General features: G+C 57.6%; 11 protein-coding genes and 1 tRNA gene. 6 read left to right on the top strand and 6 right to left on the bottom strand.

Annotated elements, in window-relative coordinates; all coding sequences use genetic code 11:
- Positions 1–386: 386 nt before the first annotated feature.
- Positions 387–797, bottom strand: a complete 411-nt coding sequence (locus tag AB4043_RS02530; protein WP_442306440.1) for a hypothetical protein — start codon at positions 795–797, stop codon at positions 387–389.
- A 490-nt stretch (positions 798–1,287) separates the two neighbouring features.
- Here AB4043_RS02530 and AB4043_RS02525 point away from each other — a divergent pair, with 490 nt between their 5' ends.
- Positions 1,288–2,487 carry a hypothetical protein gene (locus AB4043_RS02525; protein ID WP_442302699.1) on the top strand — a complete coding sequence of 400 codons (1,200 nt, stop codon included), beginning with the start codon at positions 1,288–1,290 and terminating at the stop codon, positions 2,485–2,487.
- Between the two features lie 202 nt (positions 2,488–2,689).
- Here AB4043_RS02525 and AB4043_RS02520 read toward each other — a convergent pair.
- Positions 2,690–2,765: transfer RNA gene (locus AB4043_RS02520), tRNA-Cys, on the bottom strand.
- 70 nt (positions 2,766–2,835) lie between these two features.
- A complete protein-coding gene (locus AB4043_RS02515; RefSeq protein ID WP_442302700.1) occupies positions 2,836–3,492 on the bottom strand; it encodes a peroxiredoxin in 657 nt (218 codons plus the stop codon).
- 334 nt (positions 3,493–3,826) lie between these two features.
- Here AB4043_RS02515 and AB4043_RS02510 point away from each other — a divergent pair, with 334 nt between their 5' ends.
- From AB4043_RS02510 to AB4043_RS02500, 3 genes are all read left to right on the top strand, one after another.
- Positions 3,827–4,921 (top strand): Gfo/Idh/MocA family protein, encoded by a 1,095-nt coding sequence (locus AB4043_RS02510; protein WP_442306439.1) that lies wholly within the window; start codon positions 3,827–3,829, stop codon positions 4,919–4,921.
- A gap of 8 nt (positions 4,922–4,929) precedes the next feature.
- On the top strand, positions 4,930–5,067 hold the full coding sequence (locus AB4043_RS02505) for a hypothetical protein (RefSeq protein ID WP_442302702.1): 138 nt from the start codon (positions 4,930–4,932) through the stop codon (positions 5,065–5,067).
- Between the two features lie 118 nt (positions 5,068–5,185).
- Positions 5,186–6,130, top strand: coding sequence for an NADP-dependent oxidoreductase (locus AB4043_RS02500; protein ID WP_442302703.1), 945 nt, complete (start codon positions 5,186–5,188; stop codon positions 6,128–6,130).
- Here AB4043_RS02500 and AB4043_RS02495 read toward each other — a convergent pair.
- Positions 6,123–7,643, bottom strand: coding sequence for an EAL domain-containing protein (locus tag AB4043_RS02495; protein ID WP_442302704.1), 1,521 nt, complete (start codon positions 7,641–7,643; stop codon positions 6,123–6,125). The two genes, AB4043_RS02500 and AB4043_RS02495, sit on opposite strands and share 8 nt — an antisense overlap.
- A gap of 167 nt (positions 7,644–7,810) precedes the next feature.
- Positions 7,811–8,557 (bottom strand): 3-oxoacyl-ACP reductase FabG, encoded by a 747-nt coding sequence (gene fabG / locus AB4043_RS02490; RefSeq protein WP_442302705.1) that lies wholly within the window; start codon positions 8,555–8,557, stop codon positions 7,811–7,813.
- Positions 8,558–8,689: 132 nt separating this feature from the next.
- On the opposite strand from fabG, the gene AB4043_RS02485 reads away from it, so the two are divergent.
- Both AB4043_RS02485 and AB4043_RS02480 read left to right on the top strand, forming a co-directional pair.
- A complete protein-coding gene (locus tag AB4043_RS02485) occupies positions 8,690–10,267 on the top strand; it encodes an FAD-dependent thymidylate synthase (protein WP_442302706.1) in 1,578 nt (525 codons plus the stop codon).
- A 179-nt stretch (positions 10,268–10,446) separates the two neighbouring features.
- Positions 10,447–11,088 (top strand): DedA family protein, encoded by a 642-nt coding sequence (locus AB4043_RS02480; RefSeq protein ID WP_442302707.1) that lies wholly within the window; start codon positions 10,447–10,449, stop codon positions 11,086–11,088.
- A gap of 179 nt (positions 11,089–11,267) precedes the next feature.
- On the opposite strand, the gene AB4043_RS02475 is transcribed toward AB4043_RS02480, so the two are convergent.
- Positions 11,268–11,466: ROK family protein (locus tag AB4043_RS02475; RefSeq protein ID WP_442306438.1), on the bottom strand; the 199-nt coding region annotated here is incomplete at its 5' end.

The raw sequence follows: 11,466 nt of genomic DNA, 5'->3' as shown, positions 1-11,466 counted from the left end.
GTTCATGCATGGCAGGCTGTGTCTCGTTCTGACGGGATAGAGCAAGAGTTTCCTAAGCCGCCACTCTTTGTATGCATGCGCCGAAAAAGAGTGGTCCGCGCGTAAACTGGCGTGCCATAGTGCCTCGCAGAGAGCTGGAATCATGATGCTATCCGATGCCCACCTTAGTTCCTAGCGAGAGAGGAGATCCAGCTGCGCACTATGGAGACAGTGGCGTCGTCTTCGGCGCCGCCACCGCTTTGCTACGGCAGAGACGATCGCGCTCACCCGATACCCCGCCCGACCGCAGACGCCTAATGTGACTCCAGCTCCAGCACTTTGGTTCCGAAGTACTCGATGACGTCGAGCGAAGGTACGACTTGGGGTCTGTCACATTTTCGTCTTATTCATTCATTGTCAATGTCGGTTAGGACTTTGTTAAGCTCGCCAACTGTCTTTGGCATACCCAAACCGGTATTGATGAAAGTGTTGAGAGCGTCATCAGCTTGCGTGACATKTGACTCGAGTCCCCCATAAGAATACATAATGCTCCATAGGGTGGCGATCGCGCTTTGCATGTCTTTACTTAGGTCATTGAAGGTTTGTGGATCAGTGTAAGACGCATTAGAGGCCTGAACCTTTGCGCGAACCTTTGCCATACGATCAGTTCGCGCCRTATCCCCACCATTTATGGAAGCGACTTCGGAGATGTTCCCGGTACCCATCCGCCCGGCGTCGCTTGATTTGGTTCCTTGAGCCGCTGCCGCGTTCACGTTGTCCGCTTCGATCTGACTACCATTTTCAAGATTTGCGCTCATGAATGAATCTCCTTAATTTGCAATGCACAGAAGGGAGGAATAAAGAGACCCATGATCCAGATGTCGTTGCCTGGAATTGGCTGAATACAGGAATTAGCTTCACACGCTTTCGCGCTAGAGACAAGATGGGATCGCATGCTCACCCACCACTCTAAGGCCGCATTCATCTTCGTGCTCAGCAGGGATCCTGCATTCTGGGGAACCTTCCGAGGCTGATTACAGCGCCAGATTACTTGTCAAAATAGGGAGTTCAAGTTCAGCTTCTTGGAAATGTGCCTCTTTTATTGTGCTGCGCATGATCCCGCGCCGATGTCAGAGCGTGATCAGCCGCCGAATTGACAATTGGACTCCGGAAGAATGATGAGGTACAAAGAGAGCACTGTAGTCAGACCGAATTCCGCGAGTCCTAATCCCGGATACCTTGCAGTCGGTTCTCCTTCCTCCCCCTGGGTTGCCCAATCTAGCAATGACAGAACAGTGGAGATTCTTCATGCCCGAAAATGCTCAGATTCCTGCCACCCAGAACCCCAGCGAAGCCGATGCTTCCTACCTGGACTACGAGCCAACCTGGAGAGCGTTCAACCAAATTCAAATCATCGTCAACAACTTGCCCTCGAGCACGTATGAAGAAGCCATTCAGGACAAGCTGGCGGGCATCCAACAGACCTCCAAATTCATGTTGGAGGAGCCGCCCGGGACGGACCAATTAAGCGCCAGCGATGCCGCCAGCGTTGCCGCCAAGCTAATGATGCCTTACGCCCAACAACTGCAGACATCTGCTGACACCGGCATCGCCAACCTCGCAGGGTTCATTCTCTCTTGGTGCCAGACCATTGTGTTTGATCAGCAGCATGGCACCGAAAGCGCCCAAATTCGATCCGACCAGAGCCTAGTCGAAATTCCCAGCGAAGTCGCTTATTCCAGTGCGAATTGGCAATCTGATTTTGATGCCTTGAGCGGTATTCAGTACATCCTCTACCTCCTTCTCGTTTCATCGCCGGAGAACGACCGACCGTGGTCACCCGATATTCAGAGCTGTCTAGATAAGATTTCGGGTTGCTGCACGAACCTCTATCACAACCCCACTCTTTGTAATCCGTTTCGCGGATTAACTCCCAGTGAGGCGGCCAAGCTGATTGCACCCCTCGCCATACAGTTCCGCGACCTATATCCGGATCCGGGTCCCGACGCCACCTTCCCCGGCCTAGACGGCACCACTTGGCTGGAGATGAATAACATTGTCAACTACTGTAAGGCTATTGATCCTTCTTCCGTAACGTTGTCCTGGCAATATTGCAGCGATCTAAGCGCAGGCCTGCAGACTACGTTTCAATGTATCGGATACGGGGCCGTGTCCCTAGAAACCGACGCAGGTCAGAACAGCGAGTTCGTACAGTTCATAGAAGGCTTCGCGTCCCCAACTTCAACGACCACAGTTCAACAGCTAAACTCTCAACTCATTTCGTGGGTTGGTTATTCACCTGGTACAAATCCGAATAGTTCGCAGAAATACAGTGACCTGAGTGAAGCCTTACAACAAACATTTGGTCTTTTGAAGGACGGAGCGCCTCCACTCGTAGGCAACCAATCTCTGTATAGTCAATTTTTGAATAGCATCGTCAATTTCGAAACAGGGCAACTCACAGTTGCAGACCTTAATACCCAGTTGCAGAGCTTAACATCCAGCTAAAAACCAGTCCTTCGAACGCCATTCCGCCTGTACGGTAACCAAAGAGCAGAGTAAATCGAATAGCCAAGGTCAATAGGCAGCTGACGAAGCTGTCTATTGACCCAGGAAGGCACCCCCCGATTACTGTAAACCTGGGACAGACGTAGACAGATAAGTTGAAGCTTGGGACGATTTGCGTGAGATACAGACCGAACTGATTCTTTGGAGCACCGGGCGGGAATTGAACCCGCGAATACTGGTTTTGCAGACCAGCGCGTTAGCCACTTCGCCACCGGTGCTCTAGGCTCCGCCGCGCCGCAGTGAAGGGCCCGGCGGAGTGAATTTCCTGTTACAGATTACAACACTACGTTACTTCGGCTGTGCGGTTGTGCGCAGGTAAGGCTTCACGGTCTTGTAGCCCGGGAAGATCTTGTCTGCTTCTTCGTTCGAGACCGCGCCGGTGATGATGACATCTTCGCCTGGCTTCCAGTTCGCCGGAGTCGCAACCTTGTGCTTGGCCGTGAGTTGGATGGAGTCCAGAACGCGCAGGATCTCGTCGAAGTTGCGGCCCGTGGTCATCGGGTAGGCGAGCTGCAGCTTGATCTTCTTGTCGGGTCCGATGACGTAGACCACGCGAACGGTGGCGTTGTCGGCCGGGGTGCGGCCTTCGCAGCTATCGCCGGCTTCGGCGGGAAGCATGCCGTACAGCTTGGCAACGTTCAGGTCGGTGTCGGCGATGATCGGATAGTTCACATCGGCGCCGGTCACGTCCTTGATGTCCTGTGCCCAGCGGCTGTGGCTCTCTGCCGGATCGATGCTAAGGCCGATGACCTTGGCGCCGCGGGCAGCGAAGTCCTTCTCGAGAGCGCCTACAGCGCCGAGTTCAGTGGTGCAGACCGGAGTGAAGTCCTTGGGGTGCGAGAAGAGCACCGCCCAGTTGTCGCCGATCCACTCGTGGAAGTTGATCGGGCCTTGCGAAGTTTCCGCCTTGAAATCGGGTGCGGTGTCATTAATCCGGAGTGACATCTGCTTTGTTTCCTTCCTTGAAGTTCGTTCGTTTCCTATCGGGTCAAAAGCGGCCGAAAGTTGAAAACCCACCCGGCCTGCAGGCGTCGGGTGGGTTTCTGAGTCCTAATCTCTGAACTTGTCAGTTCGATTCGCTCATTCGCACACCCGCACCGGGCCACAGCAACAGCAGCGGCAGCAGCACATGCAGGAGTTGGCAAAACGAGTGATCATTAGCTTGATACAAAGCCTAGCGCCATGGGGAGGCCGGTGTCAAACCTGCGGAATATGGCAGAATTCTCCGGGGTCACAAGCATCCTAAAGCGCGAACGCGAAAAACGGAGGAATGAGAGCAATGGCGTGGACAAGGCGTGAATTTACCAGACTAGGTGCACTGAGTACAGCAGCCATCGCTGTTCCTGGTGCGGTTCCAGACATATTTGCACAACAGCAGGAGCGGGTCGGATTCGCCGTCATCGGGCTGGGTGTCATCGCCGACCACTTCATGCGGGGTGTGAAGCAGTCACAGCGTTGTAAGATCACGGCCTTGGTCAGCGGCCATCGTGACAAGGCCGAGCGTATCGCGGCGGAGTATGGCGTCCCCAAGGACTCGATCTATAGCTACGAGGACTTCGACCGCATCCGCGATAACAAGACGGTGCAGGCCGTCTATGTGGCTCTGCCGAACTCCATGCATGCCGAGTACACCATCCGCGCGTCCAAGGCAGGCAAGCACGTCTTTTGCGAAAAGCCCATGGCGCTGAGCTCCGCCGAGTGCCAGCAGATGATCGATGCCTGTAAAACCGCGAACGTGAAGCTGATGATCGCCTACCGCATGCAGTATGAGCCGCTGACGCTGAAGTGCATCGAGATGGTGCGCAGCGGAAAGATCGGCGATGTTGTCGCATTTGAAGGGCAGTTCGGCTTCAATATTCAGCCTGGCGTATGGCGTACGAAGAAGGCCTTGGCCGGCGGCGGCAGTGTCTACGATGTCGGCATCTATGCGCTGCAGGCGGCACGCATGTTCACAGGGGAGGAGCCGGTAGAGATCAAGGCCGTCGCCGGCACTGTGCACAAGGACGATCCGCGCTTTGCAGAGATGGAAGAGTCGGTCGAATGGAGCATGCGCTTTCCCAGCGGTGTGGTTGCCAGTTGTGCCTCCACCTACGGTGGGCAGATGGAGGGCTTCATGCGCGTTCACGGGAAGTCCGGAGCCTTGGAGATGGGGCCAACCTTCGGCTATGACGGCGTTACCATGCGAGGCCGGGCGAAAGGCGAGCACTGGGAAGAGAGCAATCCGGAAAAGGACCCCAAGCAGTTTGAGCGCGAGGCAGATCACTTTGCGGAGTGCGTTCAGACCGGGCGGACTCCAAAGACTCCAGGGGAGGAAGGGCTGCGTGACCTTACCTATATTGAGAAGATCTACGAATCAGCAGGTATCAAGCTATAAGGAGCAGTATGGCGGACGGCCGAGAAGAGCGGACGGAAGAAGAGGCCCGGCGCGAGTGGGAACGTACGCGGCGCGGAGGCCACGAACGTGACTACGACAGCGAGTACGACGGACCCGAAGGCGATCGGGAACGTGGCGGTTCTTAGCCAGGTTCAGACGCGATGACCAGGCTCCGGGCCACTCGAAAGGGTTGGCCCGGAGCACGCTTGTCTGGTCTGGGATTTCCTCTGTGCGCACACTAGCCTGTGGTTTGAGGGGCTAAGTATGAAATGCGTGTATATCTCCGCAGCCACTGATGCCATTGAAACCTTCGAGTTCGCCCTGGCCGAGGTAGATACTCCAACCTGCGGCGAAGGCGAGATTCTGATCCGTGTTCACGCTGCCGCCATCACGCCGAGTGAGCTCCTCTGGTCCCCCACAACCCATACGAAAGACGGCAGTCCCCGCGTCAGGCCTATTCCCGGACATGAGTTCTCCGGTACCGTCGCCGCGGTTGGCAGCGGAGTTGCGGGCATGGTGCCTGGTCAGGCCATCTTTGGCATGAATGACTGGTACGCCAACGGCGCACTGGCGGAGTTCTGTGTCACGCGGCCGGATATGGTTGCCACCTTGCCAAAGAACCTTTCCTTTGCAGCAGCAGCAAGCGTACCGATCTCAGCCCTTACCGCATGGCAGGGGCTCTTCGACCGCGGCGACCTCAGGGCAGGCGAAAAGGTATTGGTATTAGGCGGCGCCGGCGCAGTCGGAGCGTATGTTATCCAGCTTGCACGGATGCACGGAGCGGAGATTCTCGCGACGGCATCCGAGGGGAAGCACGACTTCGTGAAGAAGCTCGGCGCAGAACGCGTGATTGATCCATCGAAGGACAGGCTGGCAGACGTCGTCACCGGCATGGATCTCATCTTCGATACGGTCGGCGGAGATCTGTTGGAACAGGCATGGCCGCTGCTCCGGGATGGCGGGCGCATGGTGACGATCGTTGAAGAAAATAGCCAGGATCCCCGGCAACACGCCCCGCGCAAGCAGGCCGCATTCTTCATCGTGAACGGAGACCGCACACAGCTCTCCGACATCGCCATGCTGCTCGATGCCGGATATCTCACGCCCTATGTGGCTGCCGAGATCGGTCTGGAACGTGTGCCTGCCGCCTTTACCAGCCGGGAGATCCGAGGCGATCGCCCCGGCAAGGTCGTCGCTACCATCACGTAAGCGCCGGTTCGGACTTCACTTCCTTGTCCTTGTGCAGGCGATAGTAAGCCAGAAACTCTTCACGTGGCATGGCCTTCGCAAAGAACCATCCCTGGCCGTAGCGGACGCCGCGGCTGCGCAAATACTCCGCCTGTGCGGCTGTCTCAATCCCTTCAGCAATGATCTCGAGCCGCAGCTCATTGGCCATATCGATAATGTGGGCGATCACGGTGCTGGTGGCTGACTCAGTGCCGATGGCATCCACGAACGACTTATCGATCTTGAGAACGTTCAGCGGGAGTGAGTGGAGAAGGCCCAGGTTGGAGTAGCCGGTTCCGAAGTCGTCGACCGCGATGACGTGTCCCTGTGCCTGCGCGCGCATCAGCGTATCCCGGGCGGCAGTGGCGTTGATGAATCCACGCTCGGTCACCTCCAGCCAGATGCGGTCTGGAGGGATTCGCTTTTCGCGCAGCAGCTCAGCCAGCAAGGGCAGGGGACGGCCGGTCTCCACATCGTCCGCGCATAGATTGATGGCAATATGCAGGCCGGTTTCGCTGGAGAGGAAGGGATGCATATCGGCGATGGTCTTCTCCACAATCTGATCGGTAATCAGGCAGATGAGCTCGCTCTGTTCCACCACCGGGATGAAGATATTTGCGCCAACGATTGTGCCATCGGGGCGGTGCCAGCGTGCCAGAGCTTCCGCACCGATGCATCGGCCGGTCGCCAACTCGACGATGGGCTGATACCAGGGAATGAACTCTTTGCACTTGACGGCGATCTCCAGCTCAGAGAGAGGCGAGAGCCGGCGGCGTAATGCCCAGGCGATCAGGCCGACCATGAAGCTCGCCATCAGGAAGCCAAGAGGCAACAGCATCGCCTGCTGACGGCGAAAGTTCGCGCGGGTATAGGTGCGGCGTTCGATGGCTACAGCTATCCAGAGCGGTGTCCGGTAGCTGGAGTAGAGGAAGTTACCGGCCGCGCCGGGACCTGGATGATCGATCGCGTGACGAACAACTGCCGGGTCAGGATTGTTGAGCGTGGCCAGGATCTCGCCTTTGCTGTTCGCCAGGGCGAGGGTCATTTCATTGTCGACCAGAACGTCGACCATGCGGATGGGATCGACCAGCACGTTGTGCGAGCCATACTCGAAGCCGATCATGGGCTGGCCCCGGGTGATAACGGGAATCACGCGTGTGTGGACGCCAATGCCTTCGATCTCGTAGTCCGCCGCCCGCCGCGCAGGAGGATGCTCGACCATGCCCCATGAGGTGCAGACAAGATAGCCATCCTTGAAGAAGCCCACCTCATTAATGGCGCGGTGATTCATGGTGTATCGCCGCATGGCGTCAATGTGCGCCTGGGAGCAATCATGCCAATGCTGGGCCTCCACGTCCTTCAACGCTGCAATCGCGTCGTTGAGCGTGATGTTGGCCCGCATGACGGTCCAGTTGCCGTAGTCGGTGAGGTGGCGCTGTTCTGTCTCGATGGAGCGAGAGCGGCCAAGCAGATACATCGCCATCAGCGGAAGCACGGCGGCGGTGCAGGAGAGAAGTACGGCTCCGGCGATGAGACGGGATCGCTTCAGGGCATCTACTCCTCGTCGGTTATAACGCTCAAGGGTATATCACTTGCCCGCAATTCAAATCTATGGAGATGTACATGGCCCGTTCCGGGATACCCGGCAACAGGGAAAACGCTCTAGCCCATGTACATGCCGCCATTCACATCAAGCGTGTGTCCAGTAATGTAGCCGGCCTCTTCACTGGCGAGGAAGGCGACTGCGTAGCTAACTTCTTTGTCGGTGCCGGGACGGCCGAGCGGAATCTGTGTGCCGAAGAATGCTTTTTGCTCGTCGGAGAGGAGATGGGTCATGGCCGTCTCGACAAAGCCGGGCGCAACCGCGTTGACGGTGATGTTGCGGCTGGCAAACTCGCGCGCCAGCGCCTTGGTCATGCCGACCAGGCCGGCCTTTGAGGCGGCGTAGTTGACCTGTCCGGCTTGTCCGATCTCACCGACAACTGAGGTGATGTTGATGATCCGGCCCCAGCGGTTCTTCATCATCGGCGAGATCAGCGCCTGAGTTAGAAGAAAGCTTCCGGTCAGGTTGGTGGAGAGCACGGAGTCCCAATCGTCGCGCTTCATACGCAGGACCAGCGTATCGCGGGTAATGCCGGCATTGTTGACCAGGATCTCTACCTTGCCGAATTTGGCGATGATCTCCTTGGCCGCGGCCTTGATGGAATCCTCGGAGGAGATATCGAGAGCGAAGGCCTCGGCGGTACCGCCGGCCTCGCGAATCTCGGCTGCGACGGCCTCAAGCTTGTCGATCTGGCGTGCAGCCAGTGCGACGGTGGCCCCGTGATGGGCAAGTTCAAGTGCGCAGGCGCGTCCAATGCCCTGCGATGCTCCAGTGACGAGTGCGATACGGCCTTGAAGTGTCGGCATCTTTACTGCGGGTACTCCTTTTTGCTGTCAGTGCCGATTATAGGCGGGCTAACGCCGATGTAGACCTCCATCCGCCGCCCCGGAAAATGACCGGCGTATTCCAGATGCCGATTGGCTATGCTTGGAGGTGCCATGAGTGACGTCCGCCAGAACCCCACCGCATTTCCAGAGAACATGAACACGACCGAGGTGTATGCCATTCACGGCGCCGATCCTGAAGTGCTGGCCTATGCCATGGCCAAGTACTCACGCTCCGCGCTTTCGATGAAGGAGTCGTTGAAAGAGATCAGCACCCAGCGCGCCGAGCAGTTCCTCAACACGTTCTACTTTGCCTACGGCCATCGCTCCATCGCTGACCTGGCTCACGTCGCCTTTGCGATTGAACGACTGAGTCTGCTGGCTGCTATTTCGCTAGTGGATGAGCAGCGCTGGGACGGACAGGAGCGCTCGACCCGCTACCAGGACTTTAAAAAGAGCGGCTGGTATACGCCGGCACTCGGCGAAAAGACCGCCGAGTACACCGCTGCCGCGGAAAAGCTGTTCATCGCCTACGACCGCATCGGCAAGCAGATGCTGGAGGCACTGAAGGGAGCTATCCCGCAGCCCGCCGAGATGAAAGACGATGCCTATGTGCGCACACTCAAAGCACGAGCCTTCGATGTCGCGCGTTATCTGCTGCCGCTGGCGACGAATACCTCCCTCGGACAGATCGTGAATGCGCGCACGCTGGAAGGGCAGATTGCACGCCTGCTGGGATCGGAGTTTGCCGAGATTCGGCAGCTTGGCGAAAAGCTTCGTGAAGCCGCCAGCGGACCGGCATGGAACGTTCATGCCGATGAGGCCCGGGTGCTGTGCCAGGAGATCTCATCCGTGGACGGAATGTGCGGTGACCGCGCCCTGTCGGTCCTGGGCCGCGAGGTGAAGGTCTCGCCCACGCTGGTGAAGTACACCCAGCCCTCCGCGTATGAGGCATCGACAAAGCAGGAGCTGCGTGCCGCCGCAGCGGAGCTGATGCAGGGAGCTGCGATTGAGCCGGCTCCGGTGGTCGACCTGGTGGATGACTCCGAGGGACTTGAGGTAGAACTCGCAGCGTCCCTGCTGTATCCGCATTGTCATTACTCCTACCGTCAGATTCGCAATGCAGTCACCGGTCTCTCGAGCGCGCGACGCGATGCCATTGTGTCTCTGGGCGCAAAGCACCGTGGACGGCACGACGAGCTCACGCGTGCATTCTCTTCAGGACATGGCTTCGGTTTCGACATCCTGATGGACATCGGCGGCTTCCGTGACATGCACCGCCATCGCAAGTGCGTCCAGCTCATCCAGGACTTTACGGACGCGCACGGCTACGACATCCCCGAATGCCCAGGCCAGCCAACGCTGGCCGATGCAGGTCTGGAAGAGGAGTACCGGGCAGCCATGGAGGCCAGCTTTGCCGCCTACCGTGCGCTCCGCGACTCTGGTCTGCCGGAGGCAGAACAGTCAGCCCAGTATCTTTTGCCGCTGGGAACGCGAGTCCGCTCGCTCTTCAAGATGGACTTCGCGGAAGCCCTTTATATCAGCGAGTTGCGCTCGGGTGTCGCCGGACATTTCTCCTACCGCAATGTGGCTTGGGAGATGTATCGTGCCGTGGCTGAGCGCCATCCCTCGCTGGCGAGCTACTTCCGCACGGTAGACATCGACGAACCCATCGATCTGTTGAAACGTTAGGGTGGGTGAGGAATACCCCGTAAATTCAACAAAACGAAATCTTTACAGGGACAAGCATCAACGGGGAGCGCTTCGCGCTCCCCGTTTCACTGGCAACCAGCAACTAGCAACCAGCAACTGTCTTTGACACAGCCGCGACCAGCCTCCCGGTATACTGCAAAGGCAAGCCTCCTCACCAAATGACTGAAAAAATTATCAATTTTCTCTTGCCGTACATTACCGGCCTGATCGCCGCGCTGCACTATCCCGGCATTGCTCTTCTTATGGGCATTGAGTCGGCCTGCATTCCGCTTCCCAGCGAAATCATCATGCCGTTTGCCGGCTACGTGGTCTACCAGGGCAAGATGAGCCTCTTCTGGGCGGCCACCATGGGTGCGCTCGGCTGCAATCTCGGCTCGGTGGTGGCCTATTGGCTGGGAGCCTACGGCGGACGTCCGCTGGTGGAGAAGTTCGGGCGTTATGTACTGATGAGCAAGCACGACCTCGATCGTGTCGACCATTACTTCAAGAAGTACGGAGACATCACGGTGCTGATCGGCCGTCTGCTTCCCGTGGTGCGCACCTTTATCGCTCTGCCCGCCGGCATCGCAAGGATGCCGCAGCTCCGCTTCCACATCTATACCTTCATCGGTTCGTGGCCCTGGTGCTTTGCGCTGGCATGGGTGGGCATGAAGGCCGGCGAAAGCTGGAACGACCCTAACTCCACGCTGAAGAAGGTGTTGCACAAGGCGGATGCAGCGATCCTGCTGGTGCTCGTCGCCGGCATCGTCTGGTTCATCTGGACACACCTGAAGAATTCACGTAGCGAAGCAAGCGCCTAAAAACAGTTGCAAGTTAAAAGTTGAAAGTTAAAGAGGGACCTTGTGGTGAGGCAGGCGGTTTGCTTCTCCTGCAGGGTCCTTCCCTTTGGCGTATAGAAAAAGAGGGGTCCGTGGTGAGACCAGAACTTCAACGCACCACGGAATCCCTCTTTAACTTTTCACCTTCAACTTTTAACTCTTCAAAGGGGCCAGAGCCACGCTGCTCCGCGCACACCGGAGGAGTCGCCGTGCTTGGCATGGACCACGGGTGTGTCGACGCCGCCGCCGAAACTGTACTTTTCGATCAGCGCTGGAAGGTTCTCGTAGAGGCGTTTTGCCTTCGAAAGCCCCCCGCCCATGACGATCACGTCGGGGTCGAGGATGTGGATAACGTTGGAT

Source organism: Terriglobus sp. YAF25, assembly GCF_052113305.1.
Lineage (GTDB): Bacteria > Acidobacteriota > Terriglobia > Terriglobales > Acidobacteriaceae > Terriglobus.
Note: the sequence above shows the minus strand (reverse complement) of the source record. Positions and strands in the feature narration are given on the sequence as shown.